General features: G+C 60.5%; 26 protein-coding genes. 15 read left to right on the top strand and 11 right to left on the bottom strand.

Going from position 1 to position 23,947, the window contains the following annotated elements; genetic code table 11:
- Window positions 1–97 precede the first annotated feature (97 nt).
- Together KW840_RS24840 and KW840_RS24845 are read left to right on the top strand one after the other, a co-directional pair.
- Window positions 98–850 carry a C1 family peptidase gene (locus KW840_RS24840; protein WP_218498111.1) on the top strand — a complete coding sequence of 251 codons (753 nt, stop codon included), beginning with the start codon at window positions 98–100 and terminating at the stop codon, window positions 848–850.
- Window positions 851–954: 104 nt separating this feature from the next.
- Window positions 955–1,110 (top strand): metallothionein, encoded by a 156-nt coding sequence (locus KW840_RS24845; protein ID WP_079246731.1) that lies wholly within the window; start codon window positions 955–957, stop codon window positions 1,108–1,110.
- A 27-nt stretch (window positions 1,111–1,137) separates the two neighbouring features.
- Here the strand turns inward: KW840_RS24845 and KW840_RS24850 are convergent, their stop codons facing one another.
- Window positions 1,138–1,416, bottom strand: a complete 279-nt coding sequence (locus KW840_RS24850; RefSeq protein WP_218498112.1) for a hypothetical protein — start codon at window positions 1,414–1,416, stop codon at window positions 1,138–1,140.
- 33 nt (window positions 1,417–1,449) lie between these two features.
- A complete protein-coding gene (locus tag KW840_RS24855; protein ID WP_057714008.1) occupies window positions 1,450–1,677 on the bottom strand; it encodes a DUF6555 family protein in 228 nt (75 codons plus the stop codon).
- 145 nt (window positions 1,678–1,822) lie between these two features.
- On the opposite strand from KW840_RS24855, the gene KW840_RS24860 reads away from it, so the two are divergent.
- From KW840_RS24860 to mnmH, 5 genes are all read left to right on the top strand, one after another.
- The gene (locus tag KW840_RS24860; protein WP_057714009.1) at window positions 1,823–2,602 is read left to right on the top strand and encodes a helix-turn-helix domain-containing protein; all 780 of its coding nucleotides are present in this window, start codon (window positions 1,823–1,825) and stop codon (window positions 2,600–2,602) included.
- 105 nt (window positions 2,603–2,707) lie between these two features.
- Window positions 2,708–2,881: a DUF1427 family protein gene (locus KW840_RS24865; RefSeq protein ID WP_079246732.1), complete on the top strand. Its 174-nt coding sequence runs from the start codon at window positions 2,708–2,710 to the stop codon at window positions 2,879–2,881.
- A 27-nt stretch (window positions 2,882–2,908) separates the two neighbouring features.
- The gene (locus KW840_RS24870) at window positions 2,909–3,865 is read left to right on the top strand and encodes a zinc-binding alcohol dehydrogenase family protein (protein WP_218498113.1); all 957 of its coding nucleotides are present in this window, start codon (window positions 2,909–2,911) and stop codon (window positions 3,863–3,865) included.
- Window positions 3,866–4,041: 176 nt separating this feature from the next.
- Window positions 4,042–5,076, top strand: coding sequence for a selenide, water dikinase SelD (selD, locus tag KW840_RS24875; RefSeq protein WP_057714011.1), 1,035 nt, complete (start codon window positions 4,042–4,044; stop codon window positions 5,074–5,076).
- Window positions 5,076–6,179, top strand: coding sequence for a tRNA 2-selenouridine(34) synthase MnmH (gene mnmH / locus KW840_RS24880; protein ID WP_057714012.1), 1,104 nt, complete (start codon window positions 5,076–5,078; stop codon window positions 6,177–6,179). Before selD ends, mnmH begins: the two co-directional genes overlap by 1 nt.
- A gap of 137 nt (window positions 6,180–6,316) precedes the next feature.
- Here mnmH and KW840_RS24885 read toward each other — a convergent pair whose 3' ends face one another.
- Window positions 6,317–6,988: a histidine phosphatase family protein gene (locus KW840_RS24885; protein ID WP_218498114.1), complete on the bottom strand. Its 672-nt coding sequence runs from the start codon at window positions 6,986–6,988 to the stop codon at window positions 6,317–6,319.
- 367 nt (window positions 6,989–7,355) lie between these two features.
- On the opposite strand from KW840_RS24885, the gene KW840_RS24890 reads away from it, so the two are divergent.
- Together KW840_RS24890 and hemB are read left to right on the top strand one after the other, a co-directional pair.
- Window positions 7,356–8,066, top strand: coding sequence for a glutathione S-transferase family protein (locus KW840_RS24890; RefSeq protein WP_218498115.1), 711 nt, complete (start codon window positions 7,356–7,358; stop codon window positions 8,064–8,066).
- A gap of 156 nt (window positions 8,067–8,222) precedes the next feature.
- Complete coding sequence (gene hemB / locus KW840_RS24895; RefSeq protein ID WP_090456805.1) at window positions 8,223–9,197, top strand: porphobilinogen synthase; 975 nt, start codon at window positions 8,223–8,225, stop codon at window positions 9,195–9,197.
- Between the two features lie 136 nt (window positions 9,198–9,333).
- Here the strand turns inward: hemB and KW840_RS24900 are convergent, their stop codons facing one another.
- Window positions 9,334–10,869, bottom strand: coding sequence for an FAD-dependent oxidoreductase (locus tag KW840_RS24900; protein WP_218498116.1), 1,536 nt, complete (start codon window positions 10,867–10,869; stop codon window positions 9,334–9,336).
- Window positions 10,870–11,006: 137 nt separating this feature from the next.
- Between KW840_RS24900 and KW840_RS24905 the strand changes: the two genes are divergently transcribed.
- The gene (locus KW840_RS24905) at window positions 11,007–12,098 is read left to right on the top strand and encodes a DUF1615 domain-containing protein (protein WP_218498117.1); all 1,092 of its coding nucleotides are present in this window, start codon (window positions 11,007–11,009) and stop codon (window positions 12,096–12,098) included.
- A gap of 77 nt (window positions 12,099–12,175) precedes the next feature.
- On the opposite strand, the gene KW840_RS24910 is transcribed toward KW840_RS24905, so the two are convergent.
- The gene (locus KW840_RS24910) at window positions 12,176–12,655 is read right to left on the bottom strand and encodes a hypothetical protein (RefSeq protein WP_057714018.1); all 480 of its coding nucleotides are present in this window, start codon (window positions 12,653–12,655) and stop codon (window positions 12,176–12,178) included.
- A 261-nt stretch (window positions 12,656–12,916) separates the two neighbouring features.
- On the opposite strand from KW840_RS24910, the gene KW840_RS24915 reads away from it, so the two are divergent.
- Window positions 12,917–13,540 carry a glutathione S-transferase family protein gene (locus KW840_RS24915; protein WP_057714019.1) on the top strand — a complete coding sequence of 208 codons (624 nt, stop codon included), beginning with the start codon at window positions 12,917–12,919 and terminating at the stop codon, window positions 13,538–13,540.
- 135 nt (window positions 13,541–13,675) lie between these two features.
- Here KW840_RS24915 and KW840_RS24920 read toward each other — a convergent pair whose 3' ends face one another.
- Window positions 13,676–14,116: a CBS domain-containing protein gene (locus KW840_RS24920; RefSeq protein ID WP_007976812.1), complete on the bottom strand. Its 441-nt coding sequence runs from the start codon at window positions 14,114–14,116 to the stop codon at window positions 13,676–13,678.
- Between the two features lie 330 nt (window positions 14,117–14,446).
- Here KW840_RS24920 and KW840_RS24925 point away from each other — a divergent pair, with 330 nt between their 5' ends.
- Complete coding sequence (locus KW840_RS24925) at window positions 14,447–16,807, top strand: DNA polymerase II (RefSeq protein WP_218498118.1); 2,361 nt, start codon at window positions 14,447–14,449, stop codon at window positions 16,805–16,807.
- Here KW840_RS24925 and KW840_RS24930 read toward each other — a convergent pair.
- Both KW840_RS24930 and KW840_RS24935 read right to left on the bottom strand, forming a co-directional pair.
- Window positions 16,772–17,242, bottom strand: a complete 471-nt coding sequence (locus KW840_RS24930; protein ID WP_057714021.1) for a DUF1810 domain-containing protein — start codon at window positions 17,240–17,242, stop codon at window positions 16,772–16,774. The two genes, KW840_RS24925 and KW840_RS24930, sit on opposite strands and share 36 nt — an antisense overlap.
- 29 nt (window positions 17,243–17,271) lie before the next feature.
- The gene (locus tag KW840_RS24935; RefSeq protein WP_057714022.1) at window positions 17,272–18,093 is read right to left on the bottom strand and encodes an aldo/keto reductase; all 822 of its coding nucleotides are present in this window, start codon (window positions 18,091–18,093) and stop codon (window positions 17,272–17,274) included.
- Window positions 18,094–18,300: 207 nt separating this feature from the next.
- Between KW840_RS24935 and KW840_RS24940 the strand changes: the two genes are divergently transcribed.
- Together KW840_RS24940 and KW840_RS24945 are read left to right on the top strand one after the other, a co-directional pair.
- The gene (locus KW840_RS24940) at window positions 18,301–19,050 is read left to right on the top strand and encodes a hypothetical protein (protein WP_218498119.1); all 750 of its coding nucleotides are present in this window, start codon (window positions 18,301–18,303) and stop codon (window positions 19,048–19,050) included.
- Window positions 19,051–19,266: 216 nt separating this feature from the next.
- Window positions 19,267–20,052, top strand: coding sequence for a sulfite exporter TauE/SafE family protein (locus KW840_RS24945; protein WP_090456794.1), 786 nt, complete (start codon window positions 19,267–19,269; stop codon window positions 20,050–20,052).
- A 20-nt stretch (window positions 20,053–20,072) separates the two neighbouring features.
- Here KW840_RS24945 and KW840_RS24950 read toward each other — a convergent pair whose 3' ends face one another.
- On the bottom strand, window positions 20,073–20,441 hold the full coding sequence (locus tag KW840_RS24950; protein ID WP_057714024.1) for a VOC family protein: 369 nt from the start codon (window positions 20,439–20,441) through the stop codon (window positions 20,073–20,075).
- Between the two features lie 180 nt (window positions 20,442–20,621).
- Between KW840_RS24950 and KW840_RS24955 the strand changes: the two genes are divergently transcribed.
- A complete protein-coding gene (locus tag KW840_RS24955; RefSeq protein ID WP_057714025.1) occupies window positions 20,622–21,173 on the top strand; it encodes a DUF4174 domain-containing protein in 552 nt (183 codons plus the stop codon).
- Between the two features lie 148 nt (window positions 21,174–21,321).
- Here the strand turns inward: KW840_RS24955 and ampC are convergent, their stop codons facing one another.
- Together ampC and gudD are read right to left on the bottom strand one after the other, a co-directional pair.
- Complete coding sequence (gene ampC, locus KW840_RS24960) at window positions 21,322–22,431, bottom strand: class C beta-lactamase (RefSeq protein WP_371318490.1); 1,110 nt, start codon at window positions 22,429–22,431, stop codon at window positions 21,322–21,324.
- A 160-nt stretch (window positions 22,432–22,591) separates the two neighbouring features.
- The gene (gudD, locus tag KW840_RS24965) at window positions 22,592–23,935 is read right to left on the bottom strand and encodes a glucarate dehydratase (protein ID WP_057714027.1); all 1,344 of its coding nucleotides are present in this window, start codon (window positions 23,933–23,935) and stop codon (window positions 22,592–22,594) included.
- Window positions 23,936–23,947 lie beyond the last annotated feature (12 nt).

Below are 23,947 nucleotides of genomic sequence, written 5' to 3' on the forward strand. Positions count from 1 at the left end.
ACTGTCATATTTGACAGTTGTTGCCGTTGGCTTATTGGTCTTTCATTTCAATGACATAGCGAGGTAACTGCAAACCATATAGAAACAGGGGCTAAGTATGAGGTTTTGGCAACTCTCATGTTTCATCCTGGTTGGCGGCTGTGCCGTTACCGTGACGGCACAGGCTCTGGATATACCAAGCTCAGTGGACTGGCGTACCCAGGGAGCTGTTACCAGAGTCAAGCAATTGGGGACTTGTGGCTCCGGTTATGCTTTTTCAGCGGTGGGTGCCCTGGAGGGCGCATTGTTTTTGCAAACCGAAAGACTGGTCGAGCTTTCCGAGCAGCAGATTCTTGATTGCAGCAGTGAGCAAGGTAATCAAGGATGTGATGGCGGGCTGATGGATTACACCTATGACTACGTCAAACAAAACGGTATTCAGTCAGAAGAATATTACCCTTACACAGGCGGCGGGGGACGCTGTGATGCAGGCATGATCAAGGCTGTCGCCGCCAATACGGTGACCTATACGAATATTCCTCGTGGCGACGAGGAGGCACTGCGCCAGGCCGTAGCCAAAGGGCCGGTATCGGCGGCGATTGACGCTTCCGACAACTTTAAAAAATACTCCGGCGGGGTATTGAATGATGAAGATTGCGATGAAAATGATTTGAATTACGCCGTGCTTATTGTTGGTTATGGCACCGAAGATGGCGAGGATTATTGGCTGGTGAAAAATAGCAGGGGGCCGGAGTGGGGGGAGGCCGGGTATATAAGGATGTCCAGAAACAAAGATAATCAGTGTGGCATCGCCTCTTACGCGTCATTCCCTGTCCTCGCGAAACGGATAATTCATCAAGGACTCAAGTAGTGCGCGATACGCGCTGTTGCGGTGTTGCAGTCGACCCCTACACTGAAAAGCACGGGTTGTTTTCATCTCCCCCCCGACGACCACTACCCACAGGAGTCAAACCCATGACTGAGCGTATATGCGATTGTCCGAAGTGTTCCTGCAAACTCGGCGAGCACCCGATCGTGCGTCACGGCAAGCACTATTGCTGTGAAGCCTGTGCCAAGCATCACGAGCATGGCGAGGAGTGCGCCTCCCAAGGCTGCAAGTGTGCCCACTGAAAACCACGGCATACGCAAAAGTGGAGCCTAGTCCGGCTCCACTTCCAGCCTGAGGCTGCCATCTTCCAGGCGTTCGCTGTGGCGGACGGTGCCTTGCAAGCGCCGCCCTTCGACCCGCAGCACCAGGGTCTTGGCTTGCTCCAGATCTTCCGGCAGAGGCACCGGGACGCGTATGGCGAAGCAGAATGGGTCATTTTCGACCTGTTCCAGTCCGATTCGGCACTCGGTGCTCCTGGTGATGCGGCCGCTCGGCGTGTCCAGATCGTAGTCCAGTTGCACAGGGCTGTTGACGGGTGTTGCGCTCATATCCCTTCCCCCGAACCTGATGGTTACCGGATATTAGTTCGCCGGCCGCCACTTGACGTTTTCCACGCCGAATTTTTCAGCCATCGGCTTGCTGGTCTTTTGCACCTTCTCGCGTCCGAATCGGGGGATTCGCCCCACCCCCGCGTCACAACTCGCCCAATGCCAGGCTTCTGCGTTATCCATTTTTTCCAGTCGGATGATGAATGATTTCGGAGCACCATGGAGGGTGTACTCGATGACGAATAATTTTGCACTGTTCATAAAGCCCCGGTTCCTCCCTGTTGTACATAAAAGGATCGCGCGCCATCAGAAAAATTCACTCGGATTGTCAGATACCGGCGGTTGCTGGCGACACGTTCGGCGCCTCGTTACCATGAAGCCTTCCCGTACCCAATGAACATAGACCATGGCCCTCGCCGCACCACCTGACCTGAGTGACACCGATGTGCCTGTGCAACCGCTGGCCCGCACCTATCCGCGCGGGTTGTACATCGAGCCCCATGAGCACGTCTGGGGCCAGTTGCTGTATGCGATGAGCGGGGTGATGTGGGTCGAGACGCCGCATGAGGCGCTGGTGGTGCCTCCGCAACGGGCGGTGTGGTTGCCGCCCGGCGTGCCGCATGGCATCCGTGTGGTATCGGACCTGCAAATGCGCAATATCTACCTGCGGCCGTCCCTGGCGGCGACCCTGGATGACAGCGTTCAGGTGATCGAGGTCGGCGGTTTGCTGCGCGAGCTGATCGTCGGGCTGGTGGAGCAGGGTAACGACGGGGCGCCCGAGTATTACGACGCGCTGGTGGGCCTGGCGCTGCTGGAACTCAAGCGGGCCAGGCGTTCGCTGCTGAAAATTCCGCTGCCGGACGATTCCGACCGACGGCTGATGAACCTGTGTCAGGCGGTCATGGCCGCGCCATCACTGGACATTCCTTTCGAACAACATGCGGATAATGCCGGAGCCAGCGTGCGCACCCTCGCGCGGCTGTTCAAGGACGGTTTGGGCATGGGCTTCGCCGAGTGGCGGCGTCAGGTGCAATTGGCGACGGCGGTGGCCGAGCTGATCCAGGGCGTACCGGTCAGCGCGATTGCCCGGGAGCTGGGATATTCGCCGAGCAGCTTCAGCGACATGTTTCGTCGTGAGCTGGGCGTTGCCCCTTCGCAGTTTCCTGCGGCGCAACGCCAGGACTGATTTCGTCGAAGCCAGGCTTTGGCCGAAATTCAGAAGCACTTGACCGATGGTCAAAGGCGTCGCCCCCTAGACTTGGCGCATACCTCAATTGCCCCGGAGTCTGCCATGAACTACCTCGTGTCATTGGCCATCGGTCTGGGCGTCGGTCTGCTCTACGGCGCCCTGGATTTTCGTTCCCCCGCACCCCCGGCCATCGCCCTGGTGGGCCTGCTCGGCATGCTCGCCGGCGAAAAACTCTGGCCGATGGGGCGAGGGCTGGTGGCTGGCTGGATCTCCTGAACCCTTTTCGACTCGATGGATACGCCCATGAAAGCTCTGCAATTCGATAAAACCGGTGATCTCTCGGCCCTGCGCTACGTTGAGGTGCCTACCCCCGTTCCCGGCGCCGATGAAGTGCTGGTCGAGATCAAGGCCGCGGGCCTCAACCCCAGCGATGTGAAGAACGTGCTGGGCCGTTTTCCCTACACCACCTTGCCGCGGATTCCCGGTCGTGACTTTGCCGGTGTTGTCGTGGCCGGCCCGCAGGCGATGATCGGTCGGGAAGTCTGGGGCACGGGCAAGGAACTGGGCTTTTTCGCCGACGGTTCCCACGCGCAGTTCGTCAAGCTGCCGGCCAACGGCGTGGCGCTCAAACCTACGCATCTGAGCTTTGCCCAGGCCGCCAGCCTTGGCGTGCCGTACACCACGGCGTGGGATGCGCTGGAGCGCAGCCTGGTGACGGCCGAAACCCGATTGCTGGTCATCGGTGGCGGGGCAGTCGGCAGTGCCGCGCTGGCCTTGGCCAAGGTGCGCGGTGCCCAGGTGTTGGCGGCCGCGCGGCGTCCGGAGCAGGTCAAGGATTTGCAGGACCAGGGCTACCAGACCCTGCAACTGGATAAACCCGAAGACTTGGGCGCACAGGTCAACGCGGTGTATGCCGGCGGTGCCGACGTGATTTTCGACACCACCGGTTTCTGGCTGCCGGCCTCGGTAGCGGCCCTGGCCACGTTCGGCCGCATCGCGATCATCGCGGCACCCGTGGACGGTCACGTGCAGTTGCCGGCCCTGGCGTTGTATCGCAAGGGTGGCTCGGTTGTGGGGATCAACTCGTTGCTGTACGGGGTGCAGGCGTGTGCGGCGATGCTCGAACAGTTCGGCCGGTTCTTCGATCAAGACCTGTTGCCGTTGCCCCAGGGCTTGTTCGAGTCGCCATTGGCCGAAGGCCTGGAGCGTTATGCCGAGGTGAATCAGGGCAGTGGTGACAAAGTGATTTTGCTGCCGTAACCGCAATCAATGTGGGAGCGAACTTGCTCGCGATGGCGGAGTATCAGCCGGCATGGATGTCGGCTGTGAAGGCCTCTTCGCGAGCAAGCCCGCTCCCACAAAGTCCGAGGCTGTGCAACGCCTTGCGCATGCCTCGCTCTGCTAGAATCGGCCCATTGACCCAATGAGGTACCCCTATGAGCGAGCCGATTCGCCTGACTCAGTACAGCCACGGCGCTGGATGCGGTTGCAAGATTTCTCCCCAGGTGCTGGAAGTGATCCTGGCCGGCAGTGGGGCGCAGAACCTCGACCCGAAACTTTGGGTCGGCAATGCCTCGCGCGATGATGCGGCGGTGTATGCAATCGATGATGAACGCGGCGTGGTCTCGACCACCGACTTTTTCATGCCGATCGTCGACGATCCCTTCGATTTCGGTCGAATTGCCGCCACCAATGCCATCAGCGACATCTATGCGATGGGCGGCGATCCGTTGATGGCGATTGCGATTCTGGGCTGGCCGGTGAACGTGCTGGCCCCGGAAGTTGCCCGGGAAGTGATACGCGGCGGTCGTTCAGTGTGTGACGCGGCGGGCATCCCGTTGGCAGGTGGGCACTCCATCGACGCGCCAGAACCGATCTTTGGCCTGGCCGTCACCGGTCTGGTGGAAAAGCGCCACATGAAGCGCAACGACACCGCCACCGCCGGTTGCCTGCTCTACCTCACCAAGCCCTTGGGGATCGGCATCCTTACCACGGCCGAGAAAAAGGGCAAATTGCGCAACGCCGACATCGGCCTGGCCCGGGACTGGATGTGCACCCTGAACAAACCCGGCAGCCGTTTCGGCAAGCTCGACGGTGTGACCGCAATGACTGACGTCACCGGTTTCGGCCTGCTCGGGCACCTGGTGGAAATGGCCGACGGCAGCCAGCTCACGGCGCGCATTGAGTATGACCGCGTACCGCGCCTGCCGGGAGTGGAGTATTACCTGGAACAAGGCTGCGTACCAGGCGGGACTCTGCGCAATTTCGACAGCTACGCCAGCAAGCTCGGACGCCTTCAGGAGCTGCACAAACGTGTGCTTTGCGACCCGCAGACCAGCGGTGGCCTGCTGATTGCCGTGACGCCTCAAGGCAACGAGCAATTCCTCTCGGTGGCCGCCGAACTGGGCCTGAGCCTGGAACCGATCGGTGAACTGGTCGAGCGACAGAGCAACGCAGTCGAGGTGTTTTGATGTTCGTCGACTGCACTGATTACCGCGACATCTTCCTCAACGACCGTCCCATGATGGATGCCCGCGCGCCGGTCGAATTCAACAAGGGTGCGTTTCCCGGCGTGATCAACCTGCCGTTGATGAATGACCATGAACGCCAGCGGGTCGGCACCTGCTACAAGCAGCACGGCCAGCAAGCGGCTATCGTGCTGGGGCATCAACTGGTGTCGGGCGCGGTCAAGGCCGAACGCATCCAGGCTTGGGCCGATTTTGCCCGGGCGCATCCGGATGGCCTGCTGTATTGCTTTCGCGGCGGCCTGCGCTCGCAGATTGTCCAGCAATGGCTCAAGGACGAGGCGGGCATCGACTATCCACGGGTGGGCGGTGGCTACAAGGCCATGCGCACCTTCCTGCTGGACACCCTCGATCAAGCCGTGACCCAGTGCAATTTCGTCTTGCTGGGCGGGATGACCGGCACCGGCAAAACCGAGGTGCTCACGCAACTCGACAATGCCGTGGACCTTGAAGGTCATGCCAACCATCGCGGCTCCAGTTTCGGCAAGCGCGCCACGGGCCAACCCTCGAATATCGACTTCGAAAACCGCTTGGCCGTAGACGTACTGAAAAAACGCGCCCGTGGCATCGAGCAGTTCGTACTGGAAGACGAAAGCCGTGCGGTGGGCAGTTGTGCCTTGCCGTTGCCGCTTTACCAGGGCATGCAGCAGTTTCCGATGGTGTGGCTTGAAGACAGCCTGGAAGGGCGGGTCGAGCGGATCCTGCGCGATTACGTGGTGGATCTGTGCGCCGAATTCATCGACGTGCATGGCGAGGAGGGCTTTGCGCTGTTTTCCGAACGCTTGCTGGCAAGCCTGAACAATGTGCAGAAGCGCCTGGGTGGTGAACGTCATCGGCGCATGCTGGTTTTGATGGAGGATGCGTTGGCCGAGCAGGCCCGCAGTGGCGCGGTGGATCTGCACCGGGGCTGGATCGAAGGCCTGCTGTGCGAGTATTACGATCCGATGTATGCGTTTCAGCGGGAGAAGAAAGACGCGCGGATCGAGTTTGTCGGGGAGCGGGGGGCGGTTCTCGAGTATCTGCGTGAGCGAGTGAATCAACGAAAGTGATGTAGGTTTAACTGGCCCTATCGCGAGCAAGCTCGCTCCCACAGGGTTCAGTAGTGCTCATGCCTTCGTGATCACACTGCAAATCCAATGTGGGAGCGAGCTTGCTCGCGATGAGGCCGGATCAGGCATTACAGGTTTCAGGTCGGACAGGTTTCGGCACCATTATCCAGGCCTTGCTTGTACACATGGCTCTGCAAGCTGGCCTTGCCGTTGTGCCAGGTCAAGGTGAGTACATACAGCGAGTCGTAGTCGCTGGACTCCCAGTCATCCGTGATGGTCATTTTCTTGCCGGTGGCGTCGCCGGCTACCTTGTTGATCAGCTCCGGCAGATAGCCGTGGGACCAGGCCGTGTAGATGACCGCATTGTGGTACTTGTCGTGGAGCAGTTCATCGGCCAGGTCACTGGTGTCATTGGCGGAAAAGTTGATGTTCACCGGCAGGCCAAGCTTGATGGCGCTGGGGCTGATGGTCATCAGTGGGCGGATGTAACTGTAGGAATTGTCGAACTCGCCTTCCTCGACGTTACGCGTCGGGTTCGCCGCAAACACATAGTTGGCCTTGCCGAACTTTTCCGGCAGCAGCGTGGCCAGGTCGATGGCGCGGTTCAGTCCCTGGCAATTGAGCTGGCCCAGGCCTCCGGCGGGTTTTTCCCCGTGGCGCAGGAAGACCAGCGTCTGGGTGCCATCCATCGGTTGGGCGCGACTCAGGCCGGACTCCAGCGTCAGGCACACCGCGCTAACCACCAATAAGGCGGGCAACAAAAGGTAAGCGCGATGTTTGAAGCGTTTGGCAAAATTAAACAGATTCATGTGTAAAGGGTCTTCAGCGTAATTCGGTTAAGGCTGACAAACCTCTACACCACGATTGTCCTGCGTCGGGTGTTTTCCATGTCATTGAAGCCGGTCCGTCATCAAAGGGGTGGTTCTCAGAGTCCCCTGAGCCCGTTTGGTTCGATTCCGGCCGAGTGGGCGGCAATGTACCGGTAACCTTCACGGGTTTGCAGCGAAGGTTATCGACAGGATGTTGCACAATTGTGGACACGCTACACCGGATGGCGTTGAAACCGTCGTGATTTCTTTTGATCTCGCCTATCAGCGAGATCGATGGCTTCAAGGGCTCGCTGAGCCGATATCTACATTATGATCGTCACTCTCAATGTCTTCGTGGATCGTGCCCATGACCGATTTGTCCGCATTCCCCATCACCCGCAAATGGCCTGCCCAGTATCCGGAGTGGATTCAGCTGTACTCCTTGCCGACCCCCAACGGCGTCAAGGTCTCGATCATGCTCGAAGAGATCGGCCTGCCGTATGAACCTCACCGGGTAGGCTTCGACACCAACGACCAGATGTCCCCGGAATTTCTTTCCCTGAATCCCAACAACAAGATTCCGGCGATCCTCGACCCCCACGGTCCGGACGACCGGCCGCTGGCGCTGTTCGAGTCGGGCGCGATTCTGATCTACCTGGCCGACAAGAGCGGGCAACTGCTGGCACAGGAATCGGCACCGCGCTACGAGACGATTCAGTGGCTGATGTTCCAGATGGGCGGTATTGGTCCGATGTTCGGCCAGCTCGGGTTTTTCAACAAATTCGCCGGCAAGGACTACGAAGACAAGCGTCCCCGTGACCGCTACGTCGAGGAAAACAGGCGCCTGCTCAAGGTGCTGGACGATCGTCTGCAGGGGCGCGACTGGATCATGGGCGAGCGCTACACCATCGCGGACATCGCCATTTTCCCGTGGGTGCGCAACCTGATCGGCTTCTATGAAGCCGGCGATCTGGTGGGCATCCAGAACTTCCCTAACGTCACGCGGGTGCTGGAACGCTTCCTGGCGCGACCGGCGGTGGTGCGCGGGTTGCAGATTCCAAGCCCCGTCTCCAGCTGATCCACCGCATTACCTGTGGGAGCGAGCTTGCTCGCGAAAAACGTAAGGGCAACGCGAGCATTCAGACAATGCGCGTTATCGTTTACGACCATCGTCGGAACGCCGCCCGGAGCAGGCTCGCTCCTACATCTTGTCCTCTGAAATTCAGGAAAACCCATGTCCAGTCAGTTCCCCGAAGCACGCCCACGCCGTCTGCGCCGCAATGCGAGCCTGCGCAGCCTGTTCCAGGAGACCGAGTTCAGCCTCAACGACCTGGTACTACCGATTTTCGTCGAAGAAGAAATCGACGACTTCGTGCCGATCAACAGCATGCCCGGCGTGATGCGCATTCCCGAGTCGAAGCTGGCCGGCGAGATCGAGCGCTACGCCCGTGCCGGGATCAAGTCAGTGATGACCTTCGGCGTCTCCCACCACCTGGACAGCAGCGGCAGCGACACCTGGCGCGAGGACGGCCTGGTTTCGCGCATGTCGCGCATCGCCAAGGACGCGGTGCCGGAAATGATCGTAATGTCAGACACCTGCTTTTGCGAGTACACCGACCACGGTCATTGCGGCGTGCTGCACAACCATGAAGTCGACAACGACCAGACCCTGATCAACCTCGGCAGGCAAGCCGTCGCGGCGGCCCGGGCCGGTGCCGACGTGATCGCACCCTCGGCGGCCATGGACGGGCAAGTCCAGGCGATTCGCCGGGCGCTCGATGATGCCGGGTTTACCCAGACGGCGATCATGGCCTATTCGACCAAATTTGCTTCGGCGCTCTATGGCCCGTTCCGCGAGGCCGGCGGCAGTGCGCTCAAGGGCGACCGTAAAAGCTACCAGATGAACCCGATGAACCGCCGCGAAGCGATACGCGAATCGTTGCTCGACGAACAGGAAGGCGCCGATGCGCTGATGGTCAAACCGGCCGGTGCATATCTGGACATCATCCGCGACATCCGCGAAGCCTCGCGCCTGCCGCTGTCGGCCTATCAGGTGAGTGGTGAGTACGCGATGATCAAGTTTGCCGCCCAGGCCGGGGCCATCGATGAAGACCGTGTGGTGCGCGAGAGCCTGGGGGCGATCAAACGCGCCGGGGCAGACCTGATCTTTACGTACTTTGCGATGGACCTGGCGCTGGCGGGGATCTAGGCACCAGCGCATATCCCCTTGTAGGAGCGAGCTTGCTCGCGATGGTCGTTTACGATGACGCGTGTTTACTGACTAAACGCGGCGCCCTTGAGTCCATCGCGAGCAGGCTCGCTCCTACAGGGGGGATGTGGTGTTCTCAGGGCGCGCCAAAAAACGGCCGGATCCCGTGATCACGGAAATACCGTTCGATCACTTTCGGGTCCGCACAAGTTTCGGCAATCGCCACATAGGTATCGGGCCGCAACAGATAAAAGCCGTTGCGCCCCAGGCCCGCGGTTTCGAACGCCGGTCGCCAGTCGAACACATGCAGTGGCAAATGGTGCTCGTGGCACCAGGCGATCATCTCGTCGCTGGTGTCGCCATAGACATGTACCTGCCAGGTCAGGCACTTGAGCGACTCAAAATTATCCCCCTCGCCGTCATGGGCCCAGGGCAGGCGATCGCCACCATGCACGTGCCCGGCAACGCCCGTGCTCAGCGGCATTCCACGATAATTCAGAGTGATCTGCGACACCGTGCGAAACATGAATTCGCGAGAGGTTTCGAACGAGGTTATTTTCGGTATCAAGAACGGGGCCAGGCGTGTACGCAGCAAGTCGGCAATTCGCCCATCGGCGGTGACGAAGTTAAATACCCGGTCGGTGGTGGCCACCAGTTTGCGGGCAAACGCGATGCGCTCGGTTTCATAGGTGTCGAGCAGTCTGGCCTCTGCGCCGCCGCTCAACACGGCCGCCAGTTTCCAGGCCAGGTTGATGGCATCGCCAATCCCGGTGTTCATGCCTTGGCCGCCGGCCGGGCTGTGCACGTGGGCGGCATCCCCCAGTAAAAACGCCCGGTCTTTGCGGAAGTGATCCGCCACCCGATGATGTACGCGATAGGTCGAAAACCAGTTCAGTTGCTCGATCTTCACCTTCATGTGCTCGATGGCCCTGCTGCTGACATCCTCGAAGCGCAGGGTCTCGGCGTGTTCGGCGCGTTCGTCGCGTACCGTGCCGATCAAGCGCGCGCGACCACTGCCGGCCAGCGGGAACACGGCGAGGAAGTCTGCCTCGTCGAGGTCCACATGCAGTTCGCCGTTGAATGTCGGGCCGCTGCCCTGTACGTCGGCGACGTAGAAAATCTGCTGGTAAGTCCCGCCGGGAAACCCGGTCTCCAGGGTTTTGCGCACAATCGACCGGGCACCATCGCATCCGGCCAGGTAACAGGCCTGGCAGATTTCCTGCTGACCGTCGGGTAAGTGCAGCGTGGCCGTGATGCCGTCTGCGGTTTGCTCGAAGTCCGCCAGTTCGGTGTTGCGTTCCACTGTGATACCGAAAGCGTTCAGGCGCTCGATCAGCAGCCGTTCGTGTTCGTCCTGGGGGAAAATCTCGAGAAACGAGTAGGGCGTCAGGCCTTCACCGATCTGAGACAGGGGCAGGCGCGCCACGGGCTCACCCTTTACCCAGAAATTGCCGGCCGTTACTTGATGTCCGTTTTGCACCACGGCGTCGTCCAGTCCGAGCTGGCGATACAACTCCAGCGTCCGTGCCTGGACGGCCAGCGCCCGGGACGTGGTGCCGGGGGCGGAGGTTTTGTCGACGATCCGCACGCGCACGCCGAGTTTGCTCAGCCACAACGCCAGGACCAGCCCGGTGGGGCCGGCACCGATGATCAACACGTCGCTGCGGTGCATGAACCTGTCCTCCTCGCTGTGTGAATCAAGTATGGTTCAGTCGGGGAGGGCGGCAACCGTCGGACTGCCACGGACGTAGCCGCAGACCTGCCATTGGTCGTATGGTTGGCCCGGACCAACGGATTAGATGGAACGACATGCAAATCAGATTGATCACAAGCGTCGCCGTGTTGCTGGTATTGGCCGGTTGCGGCAGCCAACGGACCCAGGAGCCGGTGGCGCGCAGCCCGGCCGAAGTGAAAGCCGAGATTGTGCGTTTGCTGCCGGCCAAGGCTGCCGATCGCCAGGGTTGGGCCACCGACATCCAGGTGGCGTTTACCGCGCAAGACATCTCACCGACCACGCAAAACCTGTGCTCGGTGCTGGCGGTGACTGAACAGGAATCGACCTTTCAGGTCGATCCGAGCGTACCGGGCCTGGGCAAGATCGCCCGCGACGAGATCGACCGCCGTGCCGCCAAGGCACATATTCCCGGCCTGTTGGTGAGCGGTGCGTTAATGCTCGACTCGCCCAACGGCAAAAGCTACAGCAGCCGCCTGAATGCCGCGCGCAGTGAAAAGGAACTGAGCGCTGTTTTCGATGACTTCATCGGCATGGTGCCGATGGGCAAGACCCTGTTCGGCGGCTTCAACCCGGTGCATACCGGCGGGCCGATGCAGGTCAGCATTGATTTTGCCGAACAGCAGGCCAAGGGCTATCCATACCCGGTGAAGGGCTCGATTCGTCGTGAAGTGTTCACCCGGCGCGGCGGCATGTATTTCGGCATTGCGCATCTGCTCGGGTATCCAGTGAGCTACCCACAGCCGTTGTACCGCTTTGCGGACTTCAACGCGGGTTGGTACGCCAGCCGTAACGCCGCGTTCCAGAACGCGGTGAGCCGGGCTTCCGGTATCTCGTTGGCGCTGGATGGCGACCTGGTGCGCTACGGTTCGATCATGCCCGGCACCACGGAACTGGCCGTGCGTACCCTCGGCAAGCAACTGGACATGCGCAATCCGACGATCCGGGCACAACTGGAAGAGGGGAACACCCTGGCGTTCGAAGACAGCAAACTCTATCGGCGGGTTTTCGAACTGGCCGAACGGGCCGAGGGCCGGCCGTTACCCCGTCAAGTGTTGCCCGGGATCGTGCTGCAAAGCCCGAAAATCACCCGCAAACTCACCACCGCGTGGTTCGCCAAGCGAGTCGATGAACGCTACCAGCGCTGCATGGCGCGGGCAGGGCAGTAATCGCGGCGCAAAAAAAGCATAAAAAACCCGGCGGGTGAGGCCGGGTTTTCATTGAGTCCTGCGGTCAGGCACTGCATTCAGACAGCGCGGCTTTCGATCAAACGATCCGAACCACCTTCGGCGACACGGTTTTGCAAGAGCTTGTCGGAGCCACCTTCGGCGACACGGTTTTGCAAGAGCTTGTCGGAGCCACCTTCGGCGACACGGTTTTGCAAGAGCTTGTCGGAGCCACCTTCGGCGACGCGGTTTTGCAGGAGCTTGTCGGAACCACCTTCAGCGACGCGGTTTTGCAGGAGCTTGTCGGAACCGCCTTCAGCGACGCGGTTTTGCAGGAGCTTGTCGGAACCGCCTTCAGCGACGCGGTTTTGCAGGAGCTTGTCGGAGCCGCCTTCGGCGACGCGGTTTTCGATCAGGCGATCCGAACCACCCTCGGCCACACGGCTTTCAATCAGACGATCCGAGCCGCCTTCAGCGACTACAGGTTGAGCAGAGTTTGCGGCGAAAGCGTTAACTGCGAAAACCGAGAAAGCGATGCTGAGGAGGGTTTGGCGTTTCATGATGGTGTGCTCCGGGGTGCTTATGGGTTGGTATGGAGCAGATGTTACGCCGGGGAATTTTTAAGAGAACTTCATTGAGGTGATGGTGAACATCGACGGCAATGATAGGAGCGATGCCACACCCCAAGTGAACGTGATGGTGCGATCGTCGGATGGTCGTGGTGTGGCGGGTGGTGGCTTCTACACTGGTTAGCTGGCGCGTTCCTCTGCCGCGACGCTTGATGCGGCACTGCAGAGGTTACGGTATGCAAGGAGACGTTTATGTACCAGCTCTATGGCCATCAGAACTCCGGGGCGGCGGCCATCGAAGCCGCCCTTGAGCTCTGTGATGTTCCTTATCGCTTCATCGATGTCGAGACGTCCGCGGAGGCGGCCCAGGCGCTGGAGAAGCTCAACCCGCTCAAACAGATTCCGACCTTGCAGCTACCCGATGGCGCTGTCCTGACCGAGAGCGCGGCGATCCTGATCCACCTCGGGCTCACCTTTCCCGCATCGGGATTGTTGCCGCAGGATCCGGCCGAGCGGGACCAGGCCATTCGCGGCATGGCGTACATCGTCAGCAATTGCTATGCGGCCATCGGCATCATCGATTACCCCGAACGCTGGCTGGCCGAGGCGGATGAGTTGTCCAGGCAGAACCTCATGGAGGGCGCCCGCCGGCGCCTGCACTGGAGTTGGGAGGTGTTTGCCGATCAGTTTTCGGGTGAGTTGTATCTGGGCAGCGAAAAACCAGGAGGCCTGGATGTGCTGGCGGCGGTGATCTCGCGATGGGCGGGCAGCCGGGAACATTTGCGCAACGCCCGGCCGGGGTTTTTCGCCTGGCTGGAACGCATCGACCGCCACCCGGCACTGGCACCGGTGTTCGCCCGGCATTGGCCGGCTTGAAAACACCACTTACCCTGTGGGAGCGAGCTTGCTCGCGATGACGGCCTGACATTCAACATAGATGTCGACCGATATGGCCCCATCGCGAGCAAGCTCGCTCCCACAGGTTTTTGGGGTGAATGTTTTGTCTGGGTCTCACTCCCCGCGAATGTACTGTTCCAGCTGGCGAATCAGTTCAGCCTGTTCGGCAATGGCTTCCTTGACCAGGTCACCGATCGACAGCAGGCCGATCAATTTGCCGCCTTCGACCACCGGCAAGTGACGCAGGCGTCTATCGGACATGATGCCCAGGCAGGTATCCACGGTTTGATGGGTGTCGACGGTAATCACCGGTGACACCATGATGTCGCGCACCGGCGTGCCCACCGAAGAGCGGCCGTGCAACACCAGTTTGCGCGCGTAATCCCGTTCGCTGATGATGCCCAGCACTTCATCATTTTCCACCACCAGCAAGGCGCCGACGTTTTTCTCGGCCATCTTCATCAGCGCCTCGAGCACCATGTGGTCGGGTTTGATCTGGTGCACTTCCTGATTCTTCTGATCTTTGAGCTTGAGCAGTTGGGCGACGGTTTTCATGGTGGTTACTCGGGTGTTGTCGTTGTTCTTGAAGAATCGTAGACGCAAGCGTTCAGGGCAAGGGCGAAAGCGGCAGATAACACGCAAAAAACGTCATTTGGCGGTTTTTCTTTGGTAAACCCCACATTCCGGCTAACGAACCACCTGTGGGAGCGAACTTGCTCGCGATAGCGGTGGGCCAGTCAACACCAACGCTGAATGTAATGCCGCCATCGCGAGCAAGCTCGCTCCCACAGGATCGGTGTCTGCCTGACAGGTCTGCGGCAAACGCGCTATCGCAACTGATGACGGGTAGAATCACCCTCTGAATCAGTTTCGAGGTTTGCAGTGGTGGATCTACAGCAGGGCTTCGTCCTGACCCGGCATTGGCGCGACACCCCGACCGGTACGGAAGTCGAATTCTGGCTGGCGACCGACAGCGGTCCCCGGCGTATCCGCCTGCCTCATCAACCGTCGGTGGCGTTCATCCCGGCTGCGCACCGTCAGCCCGCCGAAAGTGTTTTGCATGACGAGAAAAACGTCGAGCTCAAGCCCCTGGCCCTGCAGGATTTCGAACATCGCCCGGTCCTCGGTCTCTATTGCCAGCAACATGGCCAGTTGATGCGCCTGGAAACCGCGCTGCGCCGGGCCGGTGTCGAGGTGTTCGAAGCCGACGTGCGCCCGCCGGAACGCTACATGATGGAACGCTTCATCACCGCGCCGGTGCGTTTCAGTGGTACGCCGAATGCCGAGGGCCTGCTGCTCGACGCGCAGATGAAACCCGACCCCGATTACCGGCCGAGCCTGAAACTGGTGTCCCTGGACATCGAGACCACGGCCCAGGGCGAGTTGTACTCCATCGCCCTGGAAGGCTGCGGCGAGCGCCAGGTGTACATGCTCGGTCCGCCTAATGGCGATGCCAGCCAGGTGGATTTCCAGCTCGAATACTGCGATTCGCGCACCCTGTTGCTGAAAAAGCTCAACGACTGGTTTGCCCGGTTCGACCCCGACGCGATCATCGGCTGGAACGTCGTGCAGTTCGACTTGCGGGTGCTCCACGAACACGCCCGGCGCCTGGCGGTGCCGTTGAAACTGGGGCGTGGCGGCGAGGAAATGCAGTGGCGCGAACACGGCAGCGGTAATCACTACTTCGCATCTGCGGCTGGCCGCCTGATCATCGACGGTATCGAGGCCCTGCGTTCGGCGACCTGGAGTTTCCCCTCGTTCAGCCTGGAAAACGTCGCGCAAACCTTGCTCGGCGAGGGCAAGTCCATCGACAACCCGTACCAGCGCATGGACGAAATCAATCGCATGTTCGCCGAGGACAAACCGGCGCTGGCCAAATACAACCTCAAGGACTGCGAACTGGTCACGCGGATTTTTGCCAGGACCGAGTTGCTCACCTTCCTGCTGGAGCGAGCCAGCGTCACCGGTTTGCCGGCCGATCGCATGGGCGGTTCGGTGGCGGCGTTCACGCACCTGTACATGCCGCTGATGCACCGTCAGGGTTTCGTGGCGCCGAACCTCGGTGGCAAGCCACCCGAAGCCAGCCCCGGCGGTTTTGTCATGGATTCGCAGCCGGGACTGTACGAATCGGTGCTGGTGCTCGACTACAAAAGCCTCTACCCGTCGATCATCCGTACCTTCCTGATTGACCCCGTGGGACTGATTGAAGGGCTCAAGCACCCGGACGACAGCGAGTCGGTGCCGGGTTTTCGTGGCGCGCGCTTTTCCCGCACCCGGCATTGCCTGCCGTCCATCGTCGCCCGGGTGGCCGAAGGCCGGGAAACCGCCAAGCGCGAACACAACGCGCCGCTGTCCCAGGCGCTGAAAATCATCATGAACGCGTTCTACGGAGTGCTCGGCTCCAGCGGTTGTCGTTTCTTCGACACGCGCCTGGCGTCGTCCATCACCTTGCGTGGGCACGAGATCATGCTGCGCACCCGCCAGTTGATCGAAGCCCAGGGGCATGCGGTGATTTACGGCGACACCGACTCGACGTTCGTCTGGCTGCGTCGCGCCCATGGCCAGCAGGAGGCGGCGCAGATCGGCCACGCGCTGGTGGCGCACGTCAATCAGTGGTGGCGCGAGCACGTGCAGCAGGAATACGGCCTGCAGAGCGTTCTCGAACTGCAGTTCGAAACCCACTACAAGCGCTTTTTGATGCCGACCATTCGCGGTGCCGAGGAAGGCAGTAAAAAGCGCTATGCCGGGCTGGTCACCCGGGACGACGGCAGCGACGAAATGGTCTACAAAGGCCTGGAAACCGTGCGCACCGACTGGTCGCTGCTGGCCCGGCAGTTCCAGCAGGAGCTGTATTCGCGGATCTTCCTGCGCAAGCCCTACCAGGATTATGTGCGTGACTACGTGCGCAAGACCCTGGCCGGTGAATTCGATGACCGGCTGATCTACCGCAAACGCCTGCGCCGCACCCTCGATGACTATCAGCGCAACGTACCGCCCCATGTGCGCGCGGCGCGCCTGGCCGACGAGTACAACGACCGACAGGGGCGCCCGCGGCAGTATCAGAACGGCGGCTGGATCAGCTACGTGATCACCGTCGCTGGCCCCGAACCGCTGGAGGTGCGCAGCGCGCCCATCGATTACGACCACTACATCACCCGGCAGCTGCAACCGGTGGCGGACGCGATACTGCCGTTTGTCGACGACGACTTCTCAACCCTGATTGGGGGGCAACTGGGCCTGTTTTGAGTCCATCAGCGACAGGGTCCAGTCATCCAGGATGCCGTGGAAGTACTGGTTCAAGGCTTGCTGGAAAAGGTTGTCGGCATCGGCGACCTGGGCAAACAGGGTCATCGAGGAATGAAACTTCAGGTCATCGGGATGACCGAAAATCCCCGCTACCGAGCGCTCCCGGACGTTCAGCACTTCCTGGGTGCAGGTACGCAGCCGGGCGCCCAGCAACGGATGCTCAAGGTAGGCCAGGGCTTCCTCCCGCGAGCGGATGGCAAAGCGGCGCGACATCTCGCTATCGCCGAGCCCGGCAAACTGCGGAAAAATGAACCACATCCAGTGACTGCGCTTGTGTCCGTTGTTCAGCTCGTTTTGAACCCGGTCGAATACCGGGTCCTGAGCCTGGAGAAAACGTTGCAGATTGAACGGGTCCAGGTGGTCGGTGCTTCTCATGGCGAAGCTCTCTGACAGGCTGCGGTGGTTCAGACCATGGCCAGCCGCTGTTTGCGTTGTGGCGCGTGAAACGCTTGGTCCAGCGCCTCCAGATCCCCGGGCTCAAGCTGCAACGTGGCGGCTTGGGCGTTGAGGCGTACATGTTCGAGTCGGACCGCCTTGGGGATGGCGATCACTCCTTCCTGACGCAGTATCCAGGCCAGTGCCACCTGAGCCGGTGCGACGCCGTGACGGGCAGCTACCTGCTTGAGCGCGACGTCCAAGAGCATTTTACCGCCTTGGCCAATCGGGCAGTAAGCCATGACCGGCAACCGCCGTTGTTGGCTCCAGGGCAGCAAATCAAATTCTATGCCCCGTTGCTCCAGGTTGTAGAGCACCTGATTGGTGGCACAGGCCGGGGCGTCCAGTTCCAGCAGGTCGTCGAGGTCGAAGTTGGACACGCCCCAACGGCCAATCTTGCCGGCTTCGCGCAAGCGCTCGAAGGCGTCGACGGTTTCTTCCAGAGGATACTGACCGCGCCAATGCAGCAGATACAGGTCGATGTAATCGGTGCCAAGCCTGCGCAAGCTTCGCTCGCAAGCCTGGGGAATGCCCTGGCGACTGGCGTTGTGCGGGTACACCTTGCTGACCAGAAAGACGTTGTCGCGCTGGCCGGCAATGGCATCGCGCACCACTTCCTCGGCACCGCCTTCGGCGTACATTTCCGCAGTGTCGATCAGGGTCATGCCCAGCTCGATACCCAGGCGCAGTGCCGCGACTTCTTCCGTGTGCCGTGAACGGTCTTCGCCCATCTGCCAGGTCCCCTGGCCGATGACCGGGACCCTGGTGCCAGCCAGTTCAAGCGTGCGCATGCAAACCTCCTTTATGAATGACGATGGTTATTTCAGTGGGCACCAGAATAGTCCATCGGTTCCGCCGCAGGCTGCGAACTCTTGAGCTGCACCTTGCCGGTGATCGATTGCTCTGTGCCGATACTGCACTTTTTCGAAATGTCCGGCTCTATCCATGGCAGCCTGCGGCGATCCCCTCCGCCGGCCCATGCCCAAGTCCAAGAACCCATGGCTCGAGTTTCACCCACGATCATCACTAAAATCCGCCGTCATTGCCTGCTGCTTGCAGGTTTGTCGATGCTCTACGTCACCGGTTGCAGCCAGCAGCAGGGCGGCGACATCATCAACCAGATGCGCGAAGGCAAACCCCAGGAGTTCCTGCAGACCAGCGTCGACCGCATGGCCACCCTGACCATGCGCGACAACCTCAACAGCCTTTACCTGCTGATGAGCAAGCTCTATCTGCGTAACCCCGACGAGCTGAAAAAATCCGGTTTCCTCGATGCCCGCACCGCCGGCAAGCAAGTGCGCATGGCCATTGAGCTGCAGCAACCATTGCCGACCCTGGGCGGCAAAAAGGACCTCGCGGCCCTGCGTTTTGCCATGAGTCCGGAGTTTCTGGGCGACCGGGTCGGGGCGTTCATCTATGCCATCGGCAGCATGCTGGTGACCGCCCATGGCAATCGCCTCGAGTTCTACATGACCGATACGATCAACCCGGTATTTGTCAGCAATGCCGCACGCAATATCGAAATCGCCACCTGGATCCTCAGCCAGCGACAGAACAAAGAGGGCCAGCCCTTGCTGTTCTCCAACGAAATCTCGGAGGAGGGCAGCAACCTGAGCTTTGCCGTCGAGTTCGGCAAGATCGTCGCCCGGCTGGACCTGCTGACCCGGATGCTCGACGAACGCTACCGGCGCATCGGCGTGAACTATGCCCAGAGCCTGCTGTTCCTGAATTTCCTGCCGGTGCAGTGAATCTGGCACGCAACCCTGTGGGAGCGAGCTTGCTCGCGATGACTGAGTGTCAGTCGCCATAATGTCAACTGATACACCGCCATCGCGAGCAAGCTCGCTCCCACGGGGTGACATGGTGCTTCCGGCATAAAGATAGATCGCATCGATATAACTGGTTATAAGAAATATCGCTATGCTGCGGGCCAGATTTCCCCTGCGATCTTTGTGGAAGTATTCATGGATTTAGTGAACATCGGGTTGGTCGTTGCCGGGCTGGTTGTCGGCTTCATCGTCGGCATGACTGGCGTAGGTGGCGGGTCGCTCATGACTCCGATCCTGCTTGGGTTCGGCATCAACCCGGCGACGGCGGTCGGTACCGACCTGCTGTACGCCGCCATCACCAAGTCCAGCGGCGTACTGGTCCACCGCAAGAACAACAACATCGACTGGGCGATCACCGGCTGGCTGACCTTGGGCAGCGTGCCCGCGGTGGCGATGACGCTGTGGTTCCTCAGTACCCTGCACAGCGCCCCCGAGTCGATGAACGCGATCATCAAGCAGGCCCTCGGGTTCGTGTTGTTCGCCACGGCTCTGGCGATCCTGTTCAAGAAGCGCCTGCTCGACTTCGCCCACAAACGTGCAGGTGGCAACTACAACCCCAGCGGATTGCGCTTGAACGTGATGACAGTCATCACCGGGCTGGTCCTTGGCGCCATGGTCGCGCTGACGTCCATCGGTGCCGGCGCACTGGGCACCGTGGCACTGTTCATTCTCTATCCGATGCTGCCGACCCGCCGCCTGGTGGGGACTGAAATCGCCCACGCCGTGCCGCTGACCCTGGTCGCGGGCCTTGGCCACGCCAGCATGGGCAACATGGATTGGCACGTCCTGGGTTATTTGCTGGTGGGCTCGTTGCCGGGGATTTACCTGGGCAGCCACCTGACCGGGCGCATCTCCGACGAATTGCTGCGTCCTTGCCTGGCGACCATGCTGTTGCTGATCGGCTACAAACTGGCGTTCTGAATCAAGCCGCCGCGCCAGCTTCATTCGCGGGTGAATATTTCCAGCAGATGCCCGTCCGGGTCATCGAAATACACCCGCCGTCCTCCCGCGTAATCATTGATCTCCCTCAGTCGCTGCTTGCCCGGGTCGGCCCACCATGGCTGACCGTTGGCTTGCAGGCGTGCGAAGGCTGCATCGAAATCCTCATCGCCAATCAGGAATGCGTAGTGCTGAGACGCAATCGGCGGCTCGTTGTCGTAGAAATCCAGTGATACGCCGTTATCCAGTTTGACGATCAGCATGGGGCCGAAGGGCTCGGGGGCAGGCAGGCCAAGGAGGCCAGTCAGGAAATTCGCCGAAACCTGCTTGTCCCGGCACCAGACGATGGTGTGATTCAACTGAGTACTCATGGGCAAGTTCTCACAAGGGATCAGGCTGGTTGCCATGAGTCTTCAGATTAGCCCAGTCTGTTGCGCAATGACCGCCCTGACCTAAGCTTGGGGCAAGGCGAACAATATTTGCGGTATGTCACCCGGAACGATCGCCGCGATGCGCAATCATTAGAGCGTGAATATCAAAAGGAGATGCGCATGCTCATCAGGTCACTGACTCTGGCTACTTTGCTGGCGATTGCCGGCACCTCGTTCGCCGCCGATGGCGACTCACCGCTGGACATGGACAAGGGCAGGGCCCGGCCACTGATCGTCATCGCTCCGAGCACGGTTGATCCGACCTGGGTCAGCCTGAAAAAGTCGCTGGATGAGCCGGCCAACCGCAAGGGTTTCACCGACCGCAACATGGTGCTCTACACCGTACTCAACCTGATGGGCCAGCGCGACGGCAAGGACCTCGGGCCACAGGACACGGCGGCGCTGATCCGCTCGCTCAAGCTGGGGGCCGGCGCCAAGACCAAGGTGATTCTGGTCGGCAAGGACGGCGAAAAGAAACTTGAACAATCGGACGCCATCAAGCTGGAAGATGTTTTCAGCGCTGTCGATCAGCTGCCGGCGGCCGAGAAAGAATTTACCGCGACCGTGGCCGCTCCCGTCACTGAAGCCGAGCCGGCGGCAAAAGGCGCCAAAGGTACAAAACCTGGCAAACCGGCCAAGCCCGCCAAGCCGCCTGAAATGCCGGATGATTGAACCTCTATCTGGCGACAATGGCAGGCTTTTCTGTGGGAGCGAGCTTGCTCGCGATAGCGTCGTAACAGTCGATATAAATGTTGAATGTCAGACCTCCATCCTCGGAACACCGCCCGAAGCAAGCTCGCTCCCACAGATGGATCAGCAACTATCGGGCAAGGGCACTCAGTATCTGATGAGCGATCCTGACCCGTTGCGCATTGGGATAATTCTTGTTGGCCAGCATCACGATGCCGATGTCCTTAGAAGGCACGTACGCCACATAAGCACCAAAGCCACCGGTTGAACCTGTCTTGTTGATCAGCACGTTTTCCGGCTGCGCTTGCGGCGGGTTCCGCCACTGGACTTCATGGGCCTGCATGGCCATTGGCGTGGAGTTGCCGTCCAGCAAGCGATCCAGTGTGATCGGGTATCGATACATCTCCCAGCCCAGGCCCTGGGTCATATCGCCTACGGTGTAGTAACCGCTGTGAGTCAAGGCGATGGCTTGCTGCAACGGCTTTTCCAGGGACGCCGGTTTCATGTTCGCGCCGACATAGCTCAGCAAGTCTGCGGCGCTGGTCTTCACCCCATACGCCTCGGAATCCAGCGCGCCCGGACCCACCCGTACCGGTTTGCCGTCCTTGTTGTAGCCCTGGGCGTAGAGCGCCATCTGATCCTGCGGCACATGCACATAGGTGTGCCGCAAGCCGAGTTTTGGCAGCAGGGTCTTCTCCATCAGGTCATCAAACGGCTGGCCCATGCTGTGGGCGGCGAGATAGCCGAACAGGCCCAGGCTGGGGTTCGAATACAGTCGGTGGCTGCCGGGGACGTAGAGCGGTTTCCATTGTTTGTAGTAGCCGAGCATTTTGTCGGCCGAATCAGATTCAGCAGGAAATTGCAGGGGTAAACCGCCAGCGCTGTAGGTGCCCAGTTGCAGCACACTGATGTGGTCGAAAGCACTGCCGCGCAAGGCCGGCAGGACCTGGCTGGCCTTGTCGGTCAGGGACAGCTTGCCGGTGGCTTGGGCGTAGGCGGCGAGGGTGGCGGTGAAGGTTTTGCTGACGGAGCCGATTTCGAACAGGGTGTCTTGTGTGACGGGGTTGCCGGTTTCTATCGAGGTGACGCCATAGTTGAAGTAATGCGCCTGGCCGTTGACGGTGATCGCCACGGCCATGCCGTGGATACCCTCGGCTTGCATTACCGGTTGTACAGCGGCGTTCACCACTGTCTCGACTTGATCCTGTGCAACGCACTGGCCTGCGGCGAATATCGCCATGCCAGCGGCGATGGTTTTCAGCCTGTCCATGTTGGTTTCATCCGTCGTTGATTCAGTTGCGCGTCATTTTAGGGGTTCAAGCGCCATGCTCCGAGCGCTTTTTAAAATCGGCCGCCACCAGGCGGCCACGCGCAACCCTTGATTCAACGCACCTGGCGATTCAACGCACCAGGCAAGGCCGCTTGTTGTCGAACTTCCAGTCGGGAATCAGGAACTGCATCGCCACGCTGTCATCCCGCGCCCCCAGGCCCATGCCTTTGTACAGCTCGTGAGCCTTGGCGACCTGATCCATATCCAGCTCGACCCCCAGCCCCGGTTTCTGCGGCACCTGCACGCAGCCGTCGACGATTTGCAGCGGGGCCTTGGTCAGGCGCTGGCCATCCTGCCAGATCCAGTGGGTGTCGATGGCGGTGATCTCGCCCGGTGCGGCAGCCGCGACATGGGTGAACATCGCTAGGGAAATGTCGAAGTGGTTGTTAGAGTGCGAACCCCAGGTCAGGCCCCATTCGTGGCACATCTGCGCCACGCGCACCGAACCCTGCATCGTCCAGAAGTGCGGGTCGGCCAGGGGGATATCGACCGACTGCAACTGGATCGCATGGCCCATCTCCCGCCAATCGGTGGCGATCATGTTGGTCGCGGTTTTCAAACCCGTGGCGCGACGGAATTCGGCCATGACTTCTCGCCCCGAGTAACCGTTTTCTGCCCCGCACGGGTCTTCGGCGTAGGCCAGCACGCGGTGCTGATCGCGGCATAGTCGGATGGCTTCTTTCAGTGACCAGGCGCCATTCGGGTCGAGGGTGATGCGCGCATCGGGGAAGCGTTCGGCGAGGGCCGTGACCGCTTCGATTTCGGCGTCGCCGCTGAGCACGCCGCCCTTGAGCTTGAAGTCCTTGAAGCCATAACGCGCGTGAGCCGCCTCGGCCAGGCGGACCACCGCATCGGCGGTCATGGCTTTCTCATGCCGCACGCGGAACCAGTCATTGTCGGCGTCCGGTTCGCTGCGGTAGGCGAGGTCGGTTTCGTTGCGATCACCGACGTAAAACAGATAGCCGAGCATTTTCACTTCATCGCGCTGCTGGCCTTCGCCGAGCAGGGCGGCCACCGGTACGTCCAGGTGCTGACCGAGCAAATCGAGCAATGCGGCTTCCAGGCCGGTGACGGCGTGAATGGTGATGCGCAGATCGAAGGTCTGCAAACCGCGGCCACCGGCATCGCGGTCGGCGAAGGTCTGGCGTACCTGATTAAGGATTTTCTGATAAGTGCCAATCGGGCTGCCGACCACCAGGCTGCGCGCGTCTTCGAGGGTCTGGCGAATGCGCTCGCCCCCCGGCACTTCGCCAACGCCGGTGTGGCCGGCGTTGTCCTTGAGGATCACGATGTTGCGGGTGAAAAACGGGCCGTGGGCGCCGCTCAGGTTGAGCAGCATGCCATCGTGGCCGGCGACGGGAACCACTTGCATGCTGGTGATGACCGGGGCTTTTGCGGTGTCTTGTGGGTTCATTTTCCAATCCTT

This window comes from Pseudomonas sp. PDM30, from assembly GCF_019218985.1.
In the GTDB taxonomy this organism is placed as follows: domain Bacteria; phylum Pseudomonadota; class Gammaproteobacteria; order Pseudomonadales; family Pseudomonadaceae; genus Aquipseudomonas; species Aquipseudomonas jessenii.

Coding starts and splice junctions, on each gene's coding strand:
- KW840_RS24840 (WP_218498111.1), top strand. CDS start 98: ATGAGGTTTTGGCAACTCTCATGTTTCATCCTGGTTGGCGGCTGTGCC.
- KW840_RS24845 (WP_079246731.1), top strand. CDS start 955: ATGACTGAGCGTATATGCGATTGTCCGAAGTGTTCCTGCAAACTCGGC.
- KW840_RS24850 (WP_218498112.1), bottom strand. CDS start 1,416: ATGAGCGCAACACCCGTCAACAGCCCTGTGCAACTGGACTACGATCTG.
- KW840_RS24855 (WP_057714008.1), bottom strand. CDS start 1,677: ATGAACAGTGCAAAATTATTCGTCATCGAGTACACCCTCCATGGTGCT.
- KW840_RS24860 (WP_057714009.1), top strand. CDS start 1,823: ATGGCCCTCGCCGCACCACCTGACCTGAGTGACACCGATGTGCCTGTG.
- KW840_RS24865 (WP_079246732.1), top strand. CDS start 2,708: ATGAACTACCTCGTGTCATTGGCCATCGGTCTGGGCGTCGGTCTGCTC.
- KW840_RS24870 (WP_218498113.1), top strand. CDS start 2,909: ATGAAAGCTCTGCAATTCGATAAAACCGGTGATCTCTCGGCCCTGCGC.
- selD (WP_057714011.1), top strand. CDS start 4,042: ATGAGCGAGCCGATTCGCCTGACTCAGTACAGCCACGGCGCTGGATGC.
- mnmH (WP_057714012.1), top strand. CDS start 5,076: ATGTTCGTCGACTGCACTGATTACCGCGACATCTTCCTCAACGACCGT.
- KW840_RS24885 (WP_218498114.1), bottom strand. CDS start 6,988: ATGAATCTGTTTAATTTTGCCAAACGCTTCAAACATCGCGCTTACCTT.
- KW840_RS24890 (WP_218498115.1), top strand. CDS start 7,356: ATGACCGATTTGTCCGCATTCCCCATCACCCGCAAATGGCCTGCCCAG.
- hemB (WP_090456805.1), top strand. CDS start 8,223: ATGTCCAGTCAGTTCCCCGAAGCACGCCCACGCCGTCTGCGCCGCAAT.
- KW840_RS24900 (WP_218498116.1), bottom strand. CDS start 10,869: ATGCACCGCAGCGACGTGTTGATCATCGGTGCCGGCCCCACCGGGCTG.
- KW840_RS24905 (WP_218498117.1), top strand. CDS start 11,007: ATGCAAATCAGATTGATCACAAGCGTCGCCGTGTTGCTGGTATTGGCC.
- KW840_RS24910 (WP_057714018.1), bottom strand. CDS start 12,655: ATGAAACGCCAAACCCTCCTCAGCATCGCTTTCTCGGTTTTCGCAGTT.
- KW840_RS24915 (WP_057714019.1), top strand. CDS start 12,917: ATGTACCAGCTCTATGGCCATCAGAACTCCGGGGCGGCGGCCATCGAA.
- KW840_RS24920 (WP_007976812.1), bottom strand. CDS start 14,116: ATGAAAACCGTCGCCCAACTGCTCAAGCTCAAAGATCAGAAGAATCAG.
- KW840_RS24930 (WP_057714021.1), bottom strand. CDS start 17,242: ATGAGAAGCACCGACCACCTGGACCCGTTCAATCTGCAACGTTTTCTC.
- KW840_RS24935 (WP_057714022.1), bottom strand. CDS start 18,093: ATGCGCACGCTTGAACTGGCTGGCACCAGGGTCCCGGTCATCGGCCAG.
- KW840_RS24940 (WP_218498119.1), top strand. CDS start 18,301: ATGGCTCGAGTTTCACCCACGATCATCACTAAAATCCGCCGTCATTGC.
- KW840_RS24945 (WP_090456794.1), top strand. CDS start 19,267: ATGGATTTAGTGAACATCGGGTTGGTCGTTGCCGGGCTGGTTGTCGGC.
- KW840_RS24950 (WP_057714024.1), bottom strand. CDS start 20,441: ATGAGTACTCAGTTGAATCACACCATCGTCTGGTGCCGGGACAAGCAG.
- KW840_RS24955 (WP_057714025.1), top strand. CDS start 20,622: ATGCTCATCAGGTCACTGACTCTGGCTACTTTGCTGGCGATTGCCGGC.
- ampC (WP_371318490.1), bottom strand. CDS start 22,431: ATGGCGATATTCGCCGCAGGCCAGTGCGTTGCACAGGATCAAGTCGAG.
- gudD (WP_057714027.1), bottom strand. CDS start 23,935: ATGAACCCACAAGACACCGCAAAAGCCCCGGTCATCACCAGCATGCAA.